19 protein-coding genes and 1 pseudogene are annotated in these 20016 nt (G+C 67.1%); 9 read left to right on the forward strand and 11 right to left on the reverse strand.

Annotated features, from left to right (window positions below; all coding sequences use genetic code 11):
- Positions 1-7 precede the first annotated feature (7 nt).
- On the reverse strand, positions 8-487 hold the full coding sequence (locus tag AC3WLC_RS20105; protein WP_493685678.1) for a tripartite tricarboxylate transporter TctB family protein: 480 nt from the start codon (positions 485-487) through the stop codon (positions 8-10).
- A 97-nt stretch (positions 488-584) separates the two neighbouring features.
- Positions 585-1547, reverse strand: a complete 963-nt coding sequence (locus tag AC3WLC_RS20110) for a Bug family tripartite tricarboxylate transporter substrate binding protein (protein WP_493685679.1) — start codon at positions 1545-1547, stop codon at positions 585-587.
- 296 nt (positions 1548-1843) lie between these two features.
- Between AC3WLC_RS20110 and AC3WLC_RS20115 the strand changes: the two genes are divergently transcribed.
- Positions 1844-3124, forward strand: coding sequence for an O-antigen ligase family protein (locus tag AC3WLC_RS20115; protein WP_493685680.1), 1281 nt, complete (start codon positions 1844-1846; stop codon positions 3122-3124).
- Positions 3117-4490, forward strand: a complete 1374-nt coding sequence (gor, locus tag AC3WLC_RS20120; protein ID WP_493685682.1) for a glutathione-disulfide reductase — start codon at positions 3117-3119, stop codon at positions 4488-4490. Before AC3WLC_RS20115 ends, gor begins: the two co-directional genes overlap by 8 nt.
- A gap of 18 nt (positions 4491-4508) precedes the next feature.
- Here the strand turns inward: gor and AC3WLC_RS20125 are convergent, their stop codons facing one another.
- Both AC3WLC_RS20125 and AC3WLC_RS20130 read right to left on the reverse strand, forming a co-directional pair.
- Positions 4509-5237 carry a methyltransferase domain-containing protein gene (locus AC3WLC_RS20125; protein WP_493685683.1) on the reverse strand — a complete coding sequence of 243 codons (729 nt, stop codon included), beginning with the start codon at positions 5235-5237 and terminating at the stop codon, positions 4509-4511.
- Between the two features lie 153 nt (positions 5238-5390).
- Entirely contained in the window at positions 5391-5606 is a 216-nt protein-coding gene (locus AC3WLC_RS20130) for a hypothetical protein (RefSeq protein WP_493685684.1), read from the reverse strand.
- Positions 5607-5705: 99 nt separating this feature from the next.
- Here AC3WLC_RS20130 and AC3WLC_RS20135 point away from each other — a divergent pair, with 99 nt between their 5' ends.
- Positions 5706-6677, forward strand: a complete 972-nt coding sequence (locus AC3WLC_RS20135) for a LysR family transcriptional regulator (protein WP_493685685.1) — start codon at positions 5706-5708, stop codon at positions 6675-6677.
- Here AC3WLC_RS20135 and AC3WLC_RS20140 read toward each other — a convergent pair.
- Together AC3WLC_RS20140 and AC3WLC_RS20145 are read right to left on the reverse strand one after the other, a co-directional pair.
- Positions 6601-7638, reverse strand: a complete 1038-nt coding sequence (locus tag AC3WLC_RS20140; protein WP_493685686.1) for an alpha/beta hydrolase — start codon at positions 7636-7638, stop codon at positions 6601-6603. The genes AC3WLC_RS20135 and AC3WLC_RS20140 overlap by 77 nt on opposite strands.
- A gap of 148 nt (positions 7639-7786) precedes the next feature.
- Positions 7787-8176, reverse strand: coding sequence for a RidA family protein (locus AC3WLC_RS20145; RefSeq protein WP_493685687.1), 390 nt, complete (start codon positions 8174-8176; stop codon positions 7787-7789).
- A gap of 260 nt (positions 8177-8436) precedes the next feature.
- Between AC3WLC_RS20145 and AC3WLC_RS20150 the strand changes: the two genes are divergently transcribed.
- Positions 8437-9822: a class II 3-deoxy-7-phosphoheptulonate synthase gene (locus AC3WLC_RS20150; RefSeq protein WP_493685688.1), complete on the forward strand. Its 1386-nt coding sequence runs from the start codon at positions 8437-8439 to the stop codon at positions 9820-9822.
- Between the two features lie 75 nt (positions 9823-9897).
- On the opposite strand, the gene AC3WLC_RS20155 is transcribed toward AC3WLC_RS20150, so the two are convergent.
- On the reverse strand, positions 9898-10770 hold the full coding sequence (locus AC3WLC_RS20155; protein WP_493685689.1) for an outer membrane protein: 873 nt from the start codon (positions 10768-10770) through the stop codon (positions 9898-9900).
- 169 nt (positions 10771-10939) lie between these two features.
- Here AC3WLC_RS20155 and AC3WLC_RS20160 point away from each other — a divergent pair, with 169 nt between their 5' ends.
- Entirely contained in the window at positions 10940-11233 is a 294-nt protein-coding gene (locus tag AC3WLC_RS20160; protein WP_493685690.1) for a Dabb family protein, read from the forward strand.
- 77 nt (positions 11234-11310) lie between these two features.
- Positions 11311-13050: an NAD+ synthase gene (locus AC3WLC_RS20165; RefSeq protein WP_493685691.1), complete on the forward strand. Its 1740-nt coding sequence runs from the start codon at positions 11311-11313 to the stop codon at positions 13048-13050.
- Positions 13051-13290: 240 nt separating this feature from the next.
- Here AC3WLC_RS20165 and AC3WLC_RS20170 read toward each other — a convergent pair whose 3' ends face one another.
- Positions 13291-14070 (reverse strand): hypothetical protein, encoded by a 780-nt coding sequence (locus AC3WLC_RS20170; protein WP_493685692.1) that lies wholly within the window; start codon positions 14068-14070, stop codon positions 13291-13293.
- 137 nt (positions 14071-14207) lie between these two features.
- On the opposite strand from AC3WLC_RS20170, the gene gltX reads away from it, so the two are divergent.
- Entirely contained in the window at positions 14208-15548 is a 1341-nt protein-coding gene (gene gltX / locus AC3WLC_RS20175) for a glutamate--tRNA ligase (protein WP_493685693.1), read from the forward strand.
- 118 nt (positions 15549-15666) lie between these two features.
- On the opposite strand, the gene AC3WLC_RS20180 is transcribed toward gltX, so the two are convergent.
- Positions 15667-16029: an EthD domain-containing protein gene (locus AC3WLC_RS20180; protein ID WP_493685694.1), complete on the reverse strand. Its 363-nt coding sequence runs from the start codon at positions 16027-16029 to the stop codon at positions 15667-15669.
- Positions 16030-16142: 113 nt separating this feature from the next.
- Between AC3WLC_RS20180 and AC3WLC_RS20185 the strand changes: the two are divergent.
- Positions 16143-16271: pseudogene (locus AC3WLC_RS20185) on the forward strand (LysR family transcriptional regulator); the annotation flags it as partial.
- Between the two features lie 39 nt (positions 16272-16310).
- Complete coding sequence (locus AC3WLC_RS20190) at positions 16311-17000, forward strand: LysR family transcriptional regulator substrate-binding protein (RefSeq protein WP_493686098.1); 690 nt, start codon at positions 16311-16313, stop codon at positions 16998-17000.
- 105 nt (positions 17001-17105) lie between these two features.
- Here AC3WLC_RS20190 and AC3WLC_RS20195 read toward each other — a convergent pair whose 3' ends face one another.
- Together AC3WLC_RS20195 and AC3WLC_RS20200 are read right to left on the reverse strand one after the other, a co-directional pair.
- Complete coding sequence (locus AC3WLC_RS20195) at positions 17106-18539, reverse strand: aldehyde dehydrogenase family protein (protein ID WP_493685695.1); 1434 nt, start codon at positions 18537-18539, stop codon at positions 17106-17108.
- Positions 18540-18721: 182 nt separating this feature from the next.
- The gene (locus AC3WLC_RS20200) at positions 18722-19945 is read right to left on the reverse strand and encodes a sensor domain-containing diguanylate cyclase (protein ID WP_493685696.1); all 1224 of its coding nucleotides are present in this window, start codon (positions 19943-19945) and stop codon (positions 18722-18724) included.
- Positions 19946-20016: the final 71 nt, after the last annotated feature.

Here is a 20016-nt window from a genome sequence, read left to right on the forward strand (position 1 = left end):
TTCACCTTCAGAGGAAGAGCTGCTCGAACGGCCCTGACGGCAGGATCAGCGTCAGGAGCTTGGCGAAGATCAGGAAGATGGCGAGCCCGAGCACGAAGCCGATGGCCGCATCGACGAGGAAGGCGCGGCGGCCGAAGCCGCGGGCTGTGCAGGCGAAGACCAGCGTGGTCGCCAGCACGAAGCCGCCGCCGAGGCCGATCGAGGCGATCAGCCCGGTGAGACCCGCCGCGATCCAGAGCAGCGCGCTCTTGTCGGCCGCTTCCGGCTTGGGCAGGCCGTCGCGGAAGGCGACGAACAGATGCGCCAGGCCGAGGAGGACGAGCCCGCCGCAGATCACATAGGGCATCGCCGTCGGTCCGAGACCGTAATTGGAGGTGATCGTCTGGGTCGAGGCGTCATGGCCGACGATCGCCGCGACGGCGAGCAAGAGCACGCCGACCAGGAGGGCCGGCTTGTCCGGTCGGTGCGCGAGAGGCTCCTGGCTCATCGGGGGATCCGTCGTTGCCCGGCGCGTCAGGAGCCGGAGGGAGAGGAAAAAAGGGGGCCGGTTTCCCGGCCCCGCAGTCAGCTATGCCGTGGCCGGCTCACTTGACCAGGCCGACCTCGGTCATGACCTTGGAGACGCGCTCGATCTCGGCCTTCAGGAAGGTGCCGAAGGCGTCGCCGGCGAGGAAGGCATCGTCCCAGCCGCGGGCCTTGAGGATCTCCTGCCACTCCTTCGACTTGACCATCTTCTCCATGGCGTCGACCAGCGTCTTGGTCTGCTCGGCCGACAGGCCCGGAGGCGCCACGACCGAGCGCCAGTTCAGCAGCTCGAGATCGATGCCCTGCTCCTTCAGCGTCGGCGCATCCGGCGCGTTCTCGAGGCGCTTGGCCGACGAGACGGCGAGCACGCGCAGCTTGCCGGCCTTGATCTGGCCTTCGAACTCGCCATAGCCGGAGACGCCGGCGGTAACGCGTCCGCCGAGCATCGCGGCCAGAGCCTCACCGCCGCCCGAGAACGGGATGTAGTTGATCTTCTTGGCGTCGGCGCCGACGGCCTGGGCGAACAGGGCCGCCAGGATGTGGTCGGTGCCGCCGGCCGAGCCGCCGGCCCAGGTCACCTTGGCCGGATCGGCCTTGAGCCGCTCGGCGAGGTCCTTGGCCGACTTCAGCGGCGACTCGGTCGGGACGACGATGACTTCGGCCTCGGCGGTCAGCCGCGCGATCGGCGTCACCTGGGTCAGGTTGACCGGCGACTTGTTGAGCAGGATGGCGCCGACCATGACGAAGCCGTTGACCATCAACTGGTGGCCGTCGCCCTTGGCGCCGATCAGCTGGGCGAGGCCGATCGTGCCGCCGGCGCCGGTGACGTTGTTGACCTGGACGCTCTTGGCGATGCCCGCCGCCATCAGCACCTGCTGCATCGAGCGCGCCGTGCCGTCCCAGCCGCCGCCGGGCGCGGCGGGAGCCATGATCTTCAGTTCCAATTGGGCGAAGGCGGCCGTGGTGAGGCCCATGAGGGCCACGGCGGCCACGGCCCCGCGCTTGAAGAAGGACGTGAGCATAGTTACCTCCCGAGTGGCGCGCTTGGCGCACCGATTGTCGACGCTCGCCTGTGGCACCGCATCAGACCGCGGATCAATTGCGCCTGATTGCATAATCACAAGTCAAGATGTTTCGCTTCAGCGGCCTGTGCACGCAGGAAAATTCGACGAGGGGCGGCCGGTGACATCGCCGAAGGTCGTAGGTCCTCAGGGCGCAGGGGAGGCCGCGGGACGGGCAGGAATGGCCTCGCCCAGGTCATATCAAGGTACCCGCCAGCCTCTAGGCGACACTTCCCGCATCGCGTAAGCCGCAGCGTATGAGTCAGATCTCTTCACCAGCCGCCGCAGATGCACGCTCCGCAGGCGCGGGCGAGCCAGCGGCGGTTCGGACCCTTCGGATCACCGGCGCGGTCTGCCTGGTGCTGATGCCGCTCGTCATGTGGCTGGCGAACCGTTCGGCCCCGCTCATGCTGGGTCTTGCCGCGGCGGCCTTCCTGGGCGCTGGGCTGCTGGCGCAGCCGGCTTCGGCGGTTCTCGCGCGCTTGCGTGCCTTGCTCGCCACGCCCCTGGCCCTGGCCGTCGCCGCATTCCTCGCCTGGGCGCTGGTCTCGATCGGCTGGAGCCACAAGGTGGTTCCGTCCCTTGAGTTCTGGGCGGAGCTGGTGCTGCCTATGGCCTTCGCGCTCGCGATCGCCGTATCCGGCCAATGGCGGCCGACGCCGGCGCTTTTGCGCGCGCTGGCGGCCACGATCATTGTCGCGGCGGCCTTGCTGGTGTTCGAGCTCGCCTCCGGCCTGTCCCAGCGCACGGCGCTCGGCACCGGCAAGATGATGGCCTTCATCTTCAACCGTCCGACCATCGTGCTGTTCCTGCTCGCCGTGCCCGTGGTCCATGGGCTCTGGTCGAGGCCGTCCTCGCGGACGCTGGACCGGCTGCTGGCGGTGGTCCTGACCCTCGCGGTCGCGGTCCTGGTGATCCGGGCCGAGAGCGGCGCAGCGCGGCTGGGCTTCGCCGTCCTGACGCTCTGCTGGCTCCTGGCCAGCGTCGCGCCGCGGCTCGCCTCGGCGCTGGTCGCGAGCGTCTTCGTCCTGACGATGGCGATCGCGCCCGTGCTCGGGCCGAGTGCCGAGCGCTTTCTGCCTTCCATGATCCTCAATCGCTTCAACGCGATGACTGGCCAGGCCCGTATCGACATCTGGCAGAGCTTCGGCGAGGTGGCGCGTGCCCGGCCGCTCGCCGGCGCCGGCTTCGGCACCTCGGCGACGATGCATGAACACCCGGTCGCGGCGCAGGTTTCGCCGGAACACCGGAGCTTGCTGGCGGCGAGCCATCCGCATGACATGCCGCTGCAGGCCTGGGCCGAGACGGGCGTCGTCGGTGCTGGCTTGCTGACGCTGGCGGGCCTGCTGCTGCTGGCTAGGTTGCAGCGCCTGCCGGCAACAGAGCAGGCGCCGCGGCTGGCCTTGTTCGCGGCCGCCTTCTCGATCGCCACTGTCGGGCACGGTGCCTGGCAGGGCTGGTGGATCGCCGGGCTCGGCGCCGCCATTCTCTTGTTCTGCAGGGATGCCGCAGCGCGGCAGGGGGACAGCCATGGCTGAGTTCGACGTCGATCTCTTCGTCATCGGCGCGGGATCGGGTGGCACGCGCGCCGCCCGCATCGCCGCCGGCCATGGCGCCCGGGTGATGATCGCCGAGGAGGACCGCATCGGTGGCACCTGCGTCATCCGCGGCTGCGTCCCGAAGAAGCTCTTCGTCTATGCCAGCCGCTTCGCTGACGAGTTCGAGGATGCCGCCGGCTTCGGCTGGAACGTCGGCAAGCCGGAGTTCGACTGGCCGACCTTGCGCGACGCCGTCGCCAAGGAGGTGACACGCCTCTCGGGTCTCTATCGCAAGGGGCTGGACGGCGCCGGCGTCGCGATCCGCGAGGAGCGCGCCGTCGTCACCGGTCCGCATGAGGTCAAGCTGCAGAAGAGCGGGCAGACCATCCGCGCCCGCCACATCCTGGTCGCGACCGGCGGTCACCCGGCCTTCGACCCGCCGATCCCCGGCGGCGAGCTCGGCATCTCCTCGAACGAAGTCTTCCATCTGCCGAGCCTGCCGAAGCGCATGCTGGTGATCGGCGGGGGCTATATCGCGCTCGAATTCGCCAGCGTCTTCGCCCGGCTCGGTGTCGCCGTCACGCTGTTGCATCGCGGCGACAATGTCCTGCGCGGCTTCGACGAGGACCTGCGCACCCGCCTGCGCGACGCGCTCGGCCATGCCGGGATCAGCTTGCGCCTCGGCTGCACGGTGAATCGCATCGAATTGCTGCCGGACGGCACTCGCAGGGCGCACTGCGCCCATGGTGCGCCGATCGACGCGGATGTCGTGCTGGTCGCGACCGGCCGCCGCCCGAACACGGCCGGGCTCGGCCTGGAAGCCGCCGGCGTCAAGCTCGGCCCGGCCGGCCAGGTGCTGGTCGATGCCGCCTCGCTCTCCAATGTCCCGTCGATCGCCGCGGTCGGCGACGTCACCGACCGCGTCAACCTGACCCCAGTTGCGATCCGCGAGGGCCACGCATTCGCCGACTCCACCTTCGGCGGCAAGCCGTGGACCATGGACCACACCCTCGTCGCCTCCGCCGTCTTCACCACGCCGGAGCTCGGCACCGTCGGCCTTACCGAGCAGCAGGCGCTGGCGACAGGCCGCGAGCTGCGCATCTTCGAGACCGGCTTCCGGCCGATGAAGGCGACGATCTCCGGCCGGGACGAGCGCATCTACATGAAGCTGATCGTCGATGCGCAGAGCGACAAGGTGATCGGCGTGCACATCCTCGGCCACGATGCCGGCGAGATCATCCAGTCGGTCGCCATCGCCGTCACCATGGGCGCGACCAAGGCCGATTTCGACCGCACCATCGCCCTGCATCCGAGCGCGGCGGAGGAACTCGTCACGATGCGCACGCCGCGCAAGAGCGCGCTGTAGTCGCGCGCGGCGCCAGCGCTACTTCTTGCAGACGAAGATGCGGTCGAGGCCTTGCAGGTCGAGGCCGTGCTTCTCGGTGAGCCGGTGGCGCTCGCCTTCCTCCGGCGTGAAGCGGATCTCGTCGACGCTGAAGCCGACGGAAGCGAGCTTGTCGGGGAAGTCGCGGCCATAGAGCCGCACATGGTCCCAGCCGCAGATGCGCTCGATCTCGGCCGCCGGCATGCCTGGCGGCGGCTCCCAGGTCTCGGCTCTGTTCTGGTCGAGCGGCACCGAGAAGAAGGCGGTGCCGCCCGGCTTCAGCACGCGGAAGCACTCCTGCATGCCCTTGGCGTCGGCCGGGACGTGCTCGAGGATGTGGTGGCAGATCAGATAGTCGAAATGCCCGTCGGCGAACTGGATGTTGGTGATGTCGACGACGGCATTGGCAACCCGGCTGAGCTTGACGTCGCCGGCGACGTAGTTCGGGTTGTCCTTCCAGAGCCGGAAGAACGGCCGCTCCGGCGAGAAGTGCAGCAGCGCCTTGCCGTTCATCTCGACGCCGTTGCGGCGCAGATAGAGCCCCATGATCCGGTCGCGCTCCTTCGAGGAGCAATTGGGGCAGCGCGCCTCCGGGCGAGGGCCGACGTCGAGGAAGCGGCCCTCATAGCCGCAGATCGTGCATTGCCGCGCTGGCCGGGCCTGCAGGAACTGCCCGGGCTTGCGCATGGCGGCGCGCGCATATTCCTGGGCGAAGACGCTGAGATTCATGGCAACCAGCTGGAGAGACGGGAAAGATCGGCTCCGGCTAGTGGGGCAGGGCAGTGCTGTCAACGGCTCCGGCCGATCCCGTATCGTCTCCTGTCGTGGCCGAAGACATTCCCAACGCTCGTGGTCATGACGCCGAGAGCGCAGGCAGGCGCGTCATTCTCCACGATCCGAGCGCCGGCTGTCATAAATCAGGCTTGCATCGTTCAGCCCGACATCGCGCGCCATATGAGGGCTCAGCCCCTCCTGGTCGAGGCGATCGTCGAGCGCGACCATGCGGTTGTGCCGGAACCGGCGGATAGAAGCGATCAGCACCTGTAGCGCAGGCGGCAGGCTGACATATCCGTTGCTTCCGCTGACTTCGGCCGACATGATGCGGCTCCCTGGGATGGCTGTCTATTGCGCCCAGGGATGGCTCCGATCGGTCCCGCGGACAAACCGGATTTCACGCTCGATACATAAGGCCAGCTGATGAACGATCTGGTGACGGGCATGCCGCCGCTCAGCGCGGTCCGGGCCTTCGAGGCGGCAGCGCGCCATGGCAGCTTCACTCGCGCCGCCGCCGAGCTCGGCATGACGCAGGCGGCGGTGAGCTATCAGATCAAGCTGCTGGAGGAGCGGCTCGGCCTGCCGCTGTTCCAGCGCCAGGCTCGCCGCGTCGTCCTGACCGAGGCCGGCGAGCGCCTCGCGTCGTCGGTGATGGACTCCTTCGACGGGTTGCGCGCGGCCTTCGCCGCGGTCACGCAGACGGCCGAGGGCGTGCTTTCGATCCAGGCGCTGCCGACCATCGCCTCGAACTGGCTGGTGCCGCGCCTCGGGCTGTTCCAGTGCGAGAACCCCGGGCTGGCGGTGCGGATGACCACGCAGGTCGGGTCCAGCGACCCGCAGGCTGACGATTGCGACGTCGCTATCCGGCGCGGCAGCGGCCAATGGCCGGGGCTGGAGGCGCATTGGCTGATGAAGAGCGAGTTCACCCCGCTCTGCGGGCCGAACCTGTTCCGCGATCTCGGCCGCCCGCCACTGCCGTCCGACATGCTCGGCGTGAAACGCATCGGCAAGACCGACGCTTGGGACCAATGGTTCGCTGCCGCCGGGGTCAACTCGGAGGCCACGCCGGCGGAGGCAGGCTTCGATCTCGCGGTCCAGCAGCTGGAAGTAACCGCCGCGCTCGCCAGCAACGGTGCGGCCATGTGCTCGCCGATCTTCTTCCGGCGCGAGCTCTGCGAAGGGCTGTTGATCCAGCCCTTCGAATTGATGCTGGCCGGCGGCTACGACTACTGGCTGACCTACCCGGCGCGCCGCCGGACAGCGCGCAAGATCAGCCTGTTCCGCGACTGGCTGCTGGAGCAGGCGCGCGAGCCCGAGCCTATTTCGTCAGCCCCTTCTTCGCCAGCCAATCCTGGATCAGCTGAGCGACAGCCAGATTATTCTTGTCCATCATGAGCATGTGCGAGTTGCCGGTGATGCCGACGGCGGGCAGGTTGACGACCTCGACCGAGCCGCCGGCCGTGGTGATTTTGTCGCCGAAATCGGTGGCGGTCTTGCGGATCGTCGGCCAGCGCGCGTCCTGCTCGATATGGTCGCCGAAGACCATCAGCACGGGTACGTCCTTCAGAGCTGCCGCCTTGGCCGGATCGCCGATGCCGGCCGGCTCGACCGCGATCAGCGCCTTGACCTTGTCCGGCCGCGCCTGCGCCACCTTGAAGCCGAACTGGCCCGACTGGCTGTGGAACGAGATCACGCAAGGGCAGACCTTGTCGACCTCGGCGATATAGGCGTCGATGATCATCTGATCGGTCGAGGTCCAGCGCGGCACGATCTGCTTGACGAAATTGTCGTAGCCCTCGGCCGGGAACTGGCTGCCCGGCAGGTATTTGCGCTTGGCCGGATCGGCGTCGTAGCCGCCGCTCGCACCGATGCGGAAGCGTTCGAACGGGTTCGCCGTGGTCAGGAACAGCGGCTCGCCGGGGATCACGTCGGGATACATCGCCCAGCTCGAGCGACCGCGCTCGACCGCGTCGGAATTGTAGACCGACCAGCCCTTGCGCAGGAAGAATTCGAGCCAGCCCTGGCGGCCGTCCGGCGTGGTCTCGTAGTTGACGCCGGTCATGCCGCCGCCATGCCAGAGCAGCAGTGGCAGCGAGCCTTTCTCGTTCTGCGGCAGGAAATACTGCACATACATCTGCCCGGTCTGGTAGGTGCCGTTCGGGTCGACGCGGGCGGGCGTGCCGCCGGGCGTGAACACCACGTCCTTGACCGGTCGGCCCGAGATCTCGACCAGCTTGCCGCCGACATGGAAGGAGCCCATGCCGCGCAGCGTGATCGGCTCCTGAGCCTGCTGGGCCTGTGCCACACCGAAGCTGCAGGCCAGGCCGACAGCGGCCGCCAGAACGTGACGTCTCATGATTCCTCCCGTCGCCGCGACCGGCGTTGTTGGTTGCGCGGCCATCTTCGGCCGCGCCGCGGGAGGGAGACAATGGTGTTTGCGGGCAGGTGTGAAATGCAAATGCCGAGGAGATTGATGCAGGCAGCGCATCAAAGCGTGCTGCGCCTCAGTCTTCCTTGCCGAGATAGGCGGTGGCGTCGATCTCGACGAGGCAATCGGGCGAGCCCAGCCCGTTGACGATGCAGGAGACGCGGTGCGGCGGCTCTTCGGCGAAATTGGCGAAGTAGACCTCGTTCATCGGCTCCCAATAGGCTCGGTCGGTGACGTAGACCGTGCACTTCACCACATCCTTCAGGCCCGCTCCGGCCTCTTCGAGCAGCGCCTTGATGTTGTCGATGCATTGCTGCGTTTGCGCCCTGGCGTCGCCGATCGCGTATTTGCCCTGCAGGTCCGCGCCGACGCAGCAGACGAACATGAAGTCGCCGGCGATCGTCGCCTGGGCGAAGGGCAGGCGGCTATTGTAGACGCGGTCGGAGGAAACGCTGCGCTTGGGCATGGGCTCGTCCTGTCTTGCTGCGGACCCGGTTGAATCAGGATCAGAACCTGTTGAATCGGTCTCTCAGGCGCCTGAATCGGAGAGGCAGAAGAGCACGCCAACCGCCTGATTTGGTTCACGCTTTCCTGTCGTGGCGGGAGGCGCGGCATGCTGCCCTTGCCGTAACGGTGGCCAGCGGCCATCTGCGGGTGTATAGGCCCCCATTCGCGCCAAGATGAGGTTAACGCAGGCGCGATGCGTGAAATCAGGAGCAAAGACCCATGTCCGAGCGGTGGACGCCCGAGAGCTGGAGGGCAAAGCCCGTCCAGCAGATGCCGGAATATCCGGATCAGGCAGCCTTGAAGGCGGTTGAGCAGCAGCTCGCCGGCTTTCCGCCGCTGGTTTTTGCGGGCGAGGCGCGCAAGCTCAAACGGGCGTTGAGCAAGGTCGCGGCCGGCGAGGCCTTCCTGCTCCAGGGCGGCGATTGCGCCGAGAGCTTCGCCGAGCATTCGGCCGACAACATCCGCGATTTCTTCCGGCTGTTCCTGCAGATGGCGGTGGTGCTTACCTTCGCCGGCGGCTCGCCGGTGGTGAAAGTCGGCCGTATCGCCGGCCAGTTCGCCAAGCCGCGCTCGGCGCCGAACGAGAAGATCGGCGATGTCGAACTGCCCAGCTACAAGGGCGACATCATCAACGACAACGAGTTCACGGCGGAGTCGCGGATTCCCGACCCGCGCCGGCAGCTCGAGGCTTACCGGCAGTCGGCGGCGACGCTCAACCTGATCCGCGCCTTCGCGACCGGCGGCTATGCCAACCTCGACAACGCGCATCGCTGGATGCTCGGGTTCGTCAAGGATAGCCCGCAGTCGCATCGCTACCAGGAGCTGGGCGACCGCATCACCGAGTCGCTCGACTTCATGCGCGCCATCGGCGTCGATCCCGAGACGCATCCCGAGATGCGGACGACGGATTTCTACACCAGCCACGAGGCGCTGCTGCTCGGCTACGAGCAGGCGATGACGCGCACGGATTCGACGACCGGCGACTGGTACGCCACCTCCGGCCATATGGTCTGGATCGGTGACCGCACCCGCCAGCTCGACCACGCCCATGTCGAGTACTTCCGCGGCATCAAGAACCCGATCGGCCTGAAGTGCGGCCCGTCCCTCAAGCCGGACGATCTGCTCAGGCTGATCGACGCGCTCGATCCGCAGAACCAGGCCGGCCGCCTCGTCCTGATCGGCCGCTTCGGTGCCGACAAGGTCTTCGACCACCTGCCGGCTTTGGTGCGCGCCACCAAGCGGGAAGGGCGCAATGTCGTCTGGTCCTGCGATCCGATGCACGGCAACACGGTCAAGGCGGCGAGCGGCTACAAGACCCGTCCGTTCGACCTGATCCTGACCGAGGTGAAGAACTTCTTCGCCGTGCATCAGGCCGAAGGGACGCATGCCGGTGGCTTGCATCTGGAGATGACCGGCAAGAACGTTACCGAGTGCACCGGTGGCGCGCGCGGCATGACCGACGCCGATCTCAACGACCGCTACCACACGGTTTGCGATCCGCGCCTCAATGCCGAGCAGGCGCTGGAGCTCGCCTTCCTCGTTGCCGAGCTGGTCAAGCGCGAGCGCTCGGGCCGGGCCCGGCCTGAGGTCGAAGCGGCCGAGTGAGCCGCGAAGGCTTCGCCAAACAATGAGGGCCGCGGCATTGCCGCGGCCCTTTTCGTTATCCGGCGATTTGAGCCGTCAGAATTTCAGCGCGGCGGCGACGCGGCCGGTGTTGACCGTCGTCGTCGTGCCCTCGACCTCCGCGAAGCGGACTAACTGGTATTCCGCACGCAGGAATAGGTTGTCGGTCAACGCCCAGTCGACGCCGACGCCGGCGCTGAGGCCAAACGCGTAGGTGTTCTTGCGGATGGTGCCGACCTGGAGCGGGTAGCCGCTCGCCTGCCTGCGGGTTTCGCTGGCCTGGCCGGCATTGGTGACAATGTAGGCGTCGGCGTCGATCGTCGAGGTCGTGTTGAAGCGTCCGAGCGCGGCACCGATCGTCGCGAAAGGCATGATCCGGCCATAGGCCCAACCCATGCGCAGGCGTAGCGTCGCATAGTCGTCGAGCTTGGCCGCCTGATTGGTGGTCATCGACCAATCATAGACATTGCCGTTCGATAGAGGGCTGCGGCGGGCGATGTAATCGGTGATGCGGTAATTGTGGCCGGACCGGGTATAATCGGCTTCCAGGCCGAGCACGACATCGTCGAACAGATAATTGTAGCCGACGATTCCGAAGAATTGTGACCCGCTGTCGCGCTTGTCCGGCAGGTCGTTGATGAACGAGCCCATGTCACGCTCGGCGGCGAGGTCGGTGTTGCGGAAGGCGGAATACGCCAAGGCGCGCAGGCCTTCGCCCGGCTTGAACTTGGTCTCGTTGATGCCCGCGCCGCCGCCGAAATAGAAGCCGGACCAGTCGAAGCGGCCGCCTCCGAACATCGATGGCGCCTCTACCGGCTGCTCGATCTGCGAGCCCCTGAGATAGTCGGCGCCCTGCGCCGCCTGCGGCAGCGCCAGCGCACAGGCCGTCGCGACGACGGGGGCGAGGGCGGCGATTGATGCAGCACGCATCGCGTGTCTCTCCGAGCAGCGGCCGAAGCAGCGGTTGCAGCGGCCCGGAGACGATTCATGCGCGGTTAACCCTAATACGCGGTTAATGCGGTTGCCGATCGGGCATGTCTCTGAAAAGGGTGCCTTGCGACGGACCTGCCGATTCCGGCTCGGGCCCGGAGGAGGGCGGATGATCCGGCACATCGTGTTCTTCACGGCCAAGCGGGCTGGCGAGGTCGAAACGATCCGGCGCCTGCTCGGCCGGCTCGGCGAGATCCCGCACGCGCTCGCCTTCGAGGTCGCGGCCAATGCCAGGATCGATCCGATCGGCGAAGCCGCCGACATCGTCGTCTACGGCGAGTTCGCCGACGAGGCCGCGCTCGCCGCCTGGAAGGCGCATCCGATCTATGACGCGACGACGCAGATCGTGCGGCCCTTGCGCGAATTGCGCTGGTCGGCCGATTTCCGCTCGGCGCTTGCCTGAGCGCCCTTGCGAAAACGCAGAGGCGGGCCGGACGCCGCACCGTTGCTGGCGCGAGGGCCGCAAGCTACATCCAAGGCATGACCAAGACGTCCCTCCGCCTGGCGCTCGCCCAGCTCAACCCGATCGTCGGCGACGTCGCCGGCAATGCGCAGAAGGTGCGCGCCGCCCGTAGCGAGGCGGCTGCCGGCGGCGCCGAGCTCGTGATGTTCCCCGAACTCTTCCTCTCGGCCTATCCGCCGGAAGATCTGGTGCTGAAGCCGGCCTTCCAGGACGCCTGCCGCAAGGCCTGCGAGGAGCTCGCCCGCGAGACCGCCGACGGCGGCCCGGCCGTGCTTGTCGGACTGCCCTGGCTGGAAGACGGCAAGCTCTACAACGCCTATGCGCTGCTCGATGGTGGCCTGATCCAGTCGGTGCGCTTCAAGGTCGACCTGCCCAATTACGGCGTCTTCGACGAGAAGCGGGTGTTCGAGCCCGGCCCGCTGCCCGGCCCGGTCGTCTTCCGCAACCATGTCCGCCTGGGCATTCCGATCTGCGAGGACATCTGGGGCGAGGAGGTCGTCGAGTGCATCGCCGAGACCGGCGGCGAGATCCTGCTGGTCCCGAACGGCTCGCCCTTCCGCCGCGGCGTGATCGAGGAGCGGCTGAACGTCGCCGTCGCCCGCGTCGTCGAGAGCGGCTTGCCTCTGGTCTATCTCAACCAGCTCGGCGGCCAGGACGAGCTCGTCTTCGAGGGGGCCTCGTTCGTCCTCAATGCCGACCGCAGCTTCGCCCATCAATTGCCGGCTTTCCGCGAGGCGGTTCGCATCACGGATTGGGAGCGCGGGCCCGATGGCTGGCGCTGCCTGCCGGGCGAGGTCGCGCCGGTCGAGAGCGGCGACGAGGCCGATTATGCCGCCTGCGTGCTCGGCCTGCGCGACTATGTCGAGAAGAACCGCTTTCCCGGCGTCGTGCTCGGCCTTTCCGGCGGCGTCGATTCCGCCATCTGCGCCGCCATGGCCGTGGATGCACTGGGCGCGGAGCGCGTCCGCTGCGTGATGATGCCCTATCGCTTCACCTCGCAGGAGAGCCTCGACGACGCCAAGAAATGCGCCGACGCGCTCGGCGTGCGCTATGAGATCGTGCCGATCGCCGATCCGGTCGAGGGCTTCGAAGCTGCGCTGGCCGAACTCTTCGCCGGCACCAACCGCGGCATCACCGAGGAGAATCTGCAGAGCCGGGTGCGCGGCACGCTGCTGATGTCGATCTCGAACAAGTTCGGGCCGATGGTGGTGACGACCGGCAACAAGTCGGAGATGTCCTGCGGCTACGCCACGCTCTATGGCGACATGAACGGCGGCTACAACCCGATCAAGGACCTCTACAAGACCGAGGTCTTTAGGCTTTCGGCCCTGCGCAACCGCTGGAAGCCGACCGGCGCGCTCGGGCCGGACGGCGAGGTGATCCCTGAGAACATCATCGTCAAGCCGCCGTCAGCGGAGCTGCGCGAGAACCAGAAGGACCAGGACTCGCTGCCGCCCTATGACGTGCTCGACGACATCCTCGCCTGCCTGATCGAGCACGAGATGCGTCTTGCCGACATCGTCGCCCGCGGCCATGACCTCGAGACCGTGCAGAAGGTCGAGCGGCTGCTCTATCTCGCCGAATACAAGCGCCGGCAGGCGGCGCCGGGCGTCAAGGTCACCCGCAAGAACTTCGGCCGCGACCGGCGCTATCCGATCGTCAACCGCTTCCGCGATTCCGGCGAGCCGGCGCATGAGCCCGACCGGTCACTGGTCAGGGGCGTCGGCAAGGCCGGCGGCGAGAGCTTCGATTTCTAGAGCGAGAACCTCGCGCCGTCATTCCGGGGCGCCGCGCAGCGGCGAGCCCGGAACCCATGAACACCGCCTTTTCCGTCATGGTCGGGCTTGTCCCGACCATCTACGTCTTCGTTCTTCGAGAGCGGTGTTCAAGACATGGATGCTCGCCACAAGAGCGAGCATGAAGAACTGGAGCGGCGTCGTGTTCATGGGTTCCGGGCTCAGGCCTGCGGCCTGCCCCGGAATGACGGCGGAGTGCCGCTAGAGCCAGAATCCGCCGATCTGGTTCGCTGTCGGATTGGCGATGCAGGCCGTCATCCGGTCGAGCCAGATGCGCTGGTATTTGGCATTGGCACCATGCTGGGTGTCGATGTCGTAGCGGCGCTGGATCAGCTTGACCCGGCGCTTGATGTGCAGGTCGACGAGGCTGGTGAGCTGTGTCACCAGCCCGCCGATCGTGGGTGCGCGGGCAATGGTGAGCTGGTGCGCCAGCGCCCGGCAGACGACGAAGCCGACATCGTAGTGGAACTGCTCATGCGCCAGCAGGCCCGCGTCCAAGGTCACGCCGATCCGGACCTGCGCATTCGGCCAGACCTCGATATCGTTGGGCACGCCGAAGGCATAGTCGGTGCCGACCATGCGGGCACCCTTGTCGAAAATCTCGTACTCGAAGGCGGTGTAGGCGTCCTGGACGGTGCCGTCGGCCGGGTCGATCACCACCGGAACCTGCAGGAAGTCGCCGGCTTTGAGCTTGATCGGCAGGCGCGAGGCGCTGACCACGACGCCGGCTGGCGCCGGATTGTTGGCCATGTGCAGGAAGGTCTTGCCGCCTGGATCGACCTTGGAATCCGGGCTGGTCATCTTCAGGAAGACCTGCTGGTAGCGCTTGATCCCGCCTCGGGTCAGCGGCCCGCAATCGCCGTCGACATCGAGCAGATCGATGCCCAGTGCGGCGGTATGCGGGTTGATCATCGCCTGGACCAGGCGCGTGTCCGGAACCGTGTTCTTGCCGCCGAGCCCAACTGAACCCGTGATGCTCATCCTCGCCTCCCAGCGCAGATATCGGTCGTCCCGTCATCTCTAACCTTGCGTCAATCTGGGCGCTTGTCGATCCGCTTCCGCCAGTGCCGCGAGATGCCCTTGCCCTCGGGCGCGTCCCGCGCGACAAGCGGCCGGTCATGACCACTCCCTTCGTCCGCACCGCCCCGTCGCCGACCGGCTATCTCCACATCGGCAACGCCCGCTCGCTGATGTTCAATTGGCTCTTCGCCAAGCGGCATGTCGGGCGCTTCCTGCTGCGCTATGACGACACCGACCAGGCGCGCTCCAAGCCCGAATTCGCCGAGGCCATCGCCGAGGATCTCGCCTGGCTCGGCGTCATCCCCGATGCCAGCATCAAGCAGTCGGAGCGGATCGCGCTCTATGACGCGGCGGCCGAGAAGCTGCGCGCCGCAGGCCGGCTTTACCCCTGCTATGAGAGCGCCGACGAACTCGACCGCAAGCGCAAGCGCCAGCTAGCCCGCGGCCTGCCGCCGGTCTATGACCGCGCCGGCCTGAAGCTGACCGCCGAGGAGCGCGCCAAGCTGGAGGCCGAAGGCCGCAAGCCGCATTGGCGCTTCCTACTCGACTGGGAGGAGATTGGCTGGGACGACCTCGTGCGCGGCCCATCGCATGTCGATTGCGCCTCGCTCTCCGATACGGTGCTGGTGCGCGAGGACGGCACCTATCCCTATACGCTGCCCTCGGTCGTCGACGATCTCGACATGGGCATCACCCATGTCATCCGCGGCGAGGATCACGTCACCAACACCGCCGTGCAGATCCAGATCATGCAGGCGCTGGGCGGGACGTTGCCGGCCTTCGGCCACCACAACCTGCTGACGACCGCGAGCGGCGAGGGGCTGTCGAAGCGCCTCGGCCATCTCTCGCTGCGGGGCCTGCGCGAAGCCGGCATCGAATCGCTGGCGGTGGCGGCGCTCGCCGTGCTCACGGGCTCCTCCGATGCGGTCCGGCCGGTGTCGAGCCTCGACGAGCTCGCCGGGCTGGTCGATCTCGCCCATGTCTCGCGCGCCCCGGCCAAATTCGACGAGCACGAGCTGGAGACGCTCTCCGCCCGTACCCTGCACCAGCTCGACTTCGCCACGGTCGAAGAGCGGCTGAGAGAGCTCGGGATTCCAGCGAGCGAACCGTTCTGGCTCGCCGTGCGCGGCAATCTCGCCCGGCTCTCGGGAGCCAAGGATTGGTGGAAGATCGTCGAGGGGCCGATCGAGACCCACATCGCCGACACGGCGTTCGCGGCTGCCGCTGCCGCGCTGCTGCCGGCCGAGCCGTTCGATCAGACGACCTGGAAGAGCTGGACGCAGGCCGTCGCCGCGCAGACCGGCGCCAAGGGCAAGGCGCTGTTCATGCCGCTTCGCCAGGCGCTGACCGGTCTCGACCATGGGCCGGAACTCGCGGCCCTGTTGCCGCTGATCGGACGCGAGAAGGCGCTGAAGCGGCTCGCTGGCGAAGCGGCGTAAGGTCGGAGGCGATCGGTGGGCCGCCGCTCGGGAGCCCCAGTATTGCCGAGCGACGTGAGCGTTAGCTAGCGCGATGACAATGCGCTTCACCGAACTCGGAGAGGAAGCGCGTCCCGCTTCAGATGACGCCGTGCTCTTGGCCGATCCAGATCGGCGAACGGGCTGAATCGACGAAGCGCTGCTCGTCTTCGTAGAGCAATCGGCTCGCGGCGCGCCCAGCAGGATCTTGACCGAGCGTTTCGAGCGCCTCTCTGCTGTCGTACCAGATCTCCGCGACCCCATCATACGGCTCGGCCGAGCCACGGAAGGCGCGGATTTTCTCTTGGAATGGTCCGTATTCGGTGTGGACCTGAACGTAGCGCGCGATCCTGAGCTGGCGCTGATGGCTGCGTACCAGCGGGCCATGGACCTCGAACCAATAGCGCAGGAATTCCTTGTGGCTGAGCGACGAAAGCCGCCTCAAGCAATAGATGACCTTCATTCTCGCCTCTCCGGTTGTCGCGCCAGCGCAGCCAGCTGGTAGAGAGACTCGATAGGATGATAGGCTGAATAAGCATAATCGATTGATTGGATGCCGCCATATAGGTTTATTCTATGAAGGTCCGCCATCTGCGCTTCTTCGTCGCTGTCGTTGAAACCGGCAGTGTCAGCGGTGCGGCACAGCAGCTCCACATATCGCAGCCCGCTGTCTCCGCCGGCCTGAAGGCGCTTGAGGATGAGCTCGGGGCTGCGCTGTTCGACCGCTCCGGCGGGCGTCAGCGCATGCGGCCGACTGCAAAGGCGCATCGCTTCCTGCACGATGCGATCGATATCCTGCAGCGCTGCGATGCGGCGTTCGTCGCTTTTCGAGGCGGCGAGACGTCACTCGCGACCTGGCGGATCGGCGTTCTGCCGACGATTTCCGCCGCAACGGTTGCAGCCGTGCATCGGCAGCTCCAGCCTACGGCCGCGCCGCTTTGGAAATGGCGGGAGGGCAGCGCGCCGCAGCTTCTGCGCTGGCTGCGCCAGGGGCGCATCGACATCGCCTGGACGGTGCTCGACGCGGATTTCGCCGAATCCCTCGTGCTTTGGCGCGAGCCCATCGTAGTCCTTGCGGGGCGCGATCATCGCTTGGCGAAGCGCGAGCATATGACAGTCCGCGATCTCCATGGCGAGCGTCTTGTCCTGCGCAGTAGCTGCGAGTTGCGGGCGAGTGAACTTCAGGCAGCCGGTATCCGGCTGCCGATCGCGGCGCGGGCTGAACGCGATGCCCTTGCGCTCCAACTCGCGGCTGCCGGTTGCGGGCTCGCGGTGGCGCCGCGAAGCCTCGCCATCGCCGAAACGGTGCCTCTGCCGATCTCCGATCTGCGCCTTGAGCGCACGATCGGACTGCGTTGGCGGCCGCACACCGATCCGGATGCGCTGGCAATGTTGCGGAATGCGATCCAGCAGGCCGCGAGCTTGCCGACTTGACCTGAATCGGTTCGTCCCCCTTCCGCCGGCATGCCGGCGCAGGAGCATAGCGCTCAAGAAAAACGCGCCGCCGGAATGACCGGCGGCGCGCTTTAAGCGGCGGGCTCAGGCGGCGGCGTAGCCGACCGTGCCCTTGATCTCAAGGAACTCCTCCAGGCCGAAATCGGCGTATTCACGGCCATTACCGGACTGCTTGTAGCCGCCGAAGGGCGCGCCGGCGTCCCAGGCCGGGTAGTTGATGTAGACATTGCCCGAGCGCATCTGCGCCGCGACCTTGCGCGCCCGCTCCAGCGAGCCGGACTGGATATAGGACGCCAGGCCGTAAGGCGTGTCGTTCGCCCGCGCGATCACATCCGCCTCGCTGTCATAAGGCAGGATCGAGAGCACGGGGCCGAAGATCTCCTCCCGGGCGATCGTCATCTCGTCGGTTACGCCGCCGAAGATGGTCGGGCGGACATAGTAGCCGCGGTTAAGGTCTTCCGGCCGGCCGGGGCCGCCAGTGACCAGCGTCGCGCCTTCCTTGATGCCGCTCTCGATCAGGCGCTGGATCTTGTCGTATTGCGTCTCGCTGACCACCGGGCCGAGGAAGACGCTTTCCGCCGACGGCGCGCCGACCTTGAGCGGCTCGGCCGTCGCCTTGGCGATGGCGAGCGCGTCCTCGTGCAGCTGGGCCGGCACGAACATCCGGGTCGGCGCGTTGCAGGACTGGCCGGAGTTGCGCATCACGCTCTCGACGCCGAGCTTCACCGCCCGCTTCAGGTCGACATCATCGAGCAGGATGTTGGCCGACTTGCCGCCGAGCTCCTGATGGACGCGTTTGACCGTATCGGCCGCCGCCTTGGCGACGAGGATGCCGGCGCGGGTCGAGCCGGTGAAGGAGACCATGTCGACGCCGGGATGCCGGGCGATCGCCTCGCCGACCGTCGGCCCGTCGCCATTGACGAGGTTGAACACGCCCTTGGGCACGCCGGCCTCGTGCATCGCCTCGGCGAAGATGATGGCGTTGAGCGGCGCGATCTCGGAGGGCTTCAGCACCATGGTGCAGCCGGCGGCGAGCGCGGGCGCGACCTTGCACATGATCTGGTTGATCGGCCAGTTCCAAGGCGTGATCATGCCGACGACGCCGATCGCCTCCTTCGAGATCAGGGTCGAGCCGCGCAGCTCCTCGAATTCGAAATTCTCCAGCGTCTCGATCATCTTGGAGAGATGGGCCGTGCCCATCCCGGCTTGCGCCCGGTGGGCCAGCTCCTTCGGCGCGCCCATCTCGCGCGACAGCGTGTCGGCGACCTCGGCGTAGCGGGCCTTGTAGGCTTCGAGCAGGCGGCGCATCAGCGCCAGACGCTCTTCCTTGGAGGTCGCGGCGAAAGCGGGAAAGGCGGCGCGCGCCGCGGCGACTGCCCGGTCGACATCCGCCTGGCTGCCGAGCGCGATCTGCGCGAACGCCTCCTCGGTCGAGGGATCGATCACGTCGAGCGTCTTCAGCCCGCCGGCGGGATCGACCCAGGCTCCATCGATGTAGAATTGAAGGGCATGGGACATCGGCTTCTCCTCGCAGGCTGCGAACGACCGCGCTGCATGCGGCCGGTATTCGACCTGTCATGCCGCGATCGCTATGTTGAGGTAGATATAGCGTAGCAGCGCCGATCATCGGCTGTCACTGCGCGGCCGGCGAATAGGGGGAATGCCGGGCGCGGGGAGGTCCCGAGATAAATGCTTGCGGATCAGGCGGCGAACTGCACGTCGATCTCCGTCCCGGCCTTGCGCGCGATCTGGCAAGTACGGGAGAAGGCGTCGGCCTCGATCGCAAGCTTGAAGCGCTCCGGCACGCCGGCCGTGCTGGTCACCGCGAGGCTCGCGCCCTGTTCGGAAAGCCGCCGCACTGTGCAATCGATCACCGACTTGCCGCCGTTGAAGACGATGCTGCCGGCCTTCAGCACGCGCCGCCCCAGCGAAGCGCCGGCGGAAGGGCCGGTCTGGTTGACGACGCAACGATTGCGGCCGGTCTCCTTCGCGGCATAGAGGGCTTCGTCCGCGGCGCGCAGCAGAGCGTTGATATCGCCGCTGGGAGCCGCCGCCGCGACCCCGAAGCTGGCCGTGGCCGTGAACGGTCCCTCGGAGCCGTCGAAGCGCTGCGCGGCGATGGCTTCCCGCAGCTTCTCGGCGACGCCGAGCGCCGCATCGCGGCCGGTATGCGGCAGCAGTACCACGAATTCCTCGCCGCCGACGCGGCCGAACAGATCGCTCTGGCGCAGCAGGCTCCGGCAGGTCGCGGCGGTGCCAGAGAGGACCGCGTCGCCAGCGGCGTGGCCATGCGTGTCGTTGATCGTCTTGAAGTGATCGAGATCGAAGGCGATGCAGCTGACCTCGTGGCGATGGCGCTGGGCCAGCGCGAGGGCCCGGGCTGCCTCCTCGCGGAAGGCGCGGCGGGCAAGGGCGCCGGTCAGCCCGTCCGTCGAGGCGAGAAGCCTCAGTTCTAGCTCGTTCATCACGATCGAGGCGAGATCGGAGAGGATTGCGATCTCGCTGGGGTCGATCGCGCGTGGCGTGGTGCCCAAGGCGCAAAGCGTGCCGATATTCTGGCCTTCGGAGCTGCGCAGCGGGATGCCGGCATAGAAGCGCAAATGCGGTGCGCCGGTCACCAGCGGGTTGCTGGCGAAGCGCGGGTCGGTACTTGCGTCCGTCACGATCAGCGGGGCGTTCTCGCGGATGGTCATGGCGCAGAATGCGATGCGACGGGAGTCCCCGTTGTTCGCGACGCCATCATAGGCCTTGAACCATTGCCGATGGCCGTCGAGGAAGGTCACCGTCGCCATCGGCACCTTCAGGATCCGGCAGACCAGCCGCGTGATCCGGTCGAAGGCCTCCTCGCGCGGCGTGTCGAGGATGTCGTAGCGTGCGAGCGCGTCGAGGCGCTTCTGCTCGCACTGCGCGTTGGATGCGGACATCTCCATCGGCCGGCCTCGCGAGAACTGGCGGGCCAGATCAGCAAATGCCGGGTAAAGGGAGTGTTAACGCG

This window comes from Allobosea sp. GW821-FHT03A12, assembly GCF_058986765.1.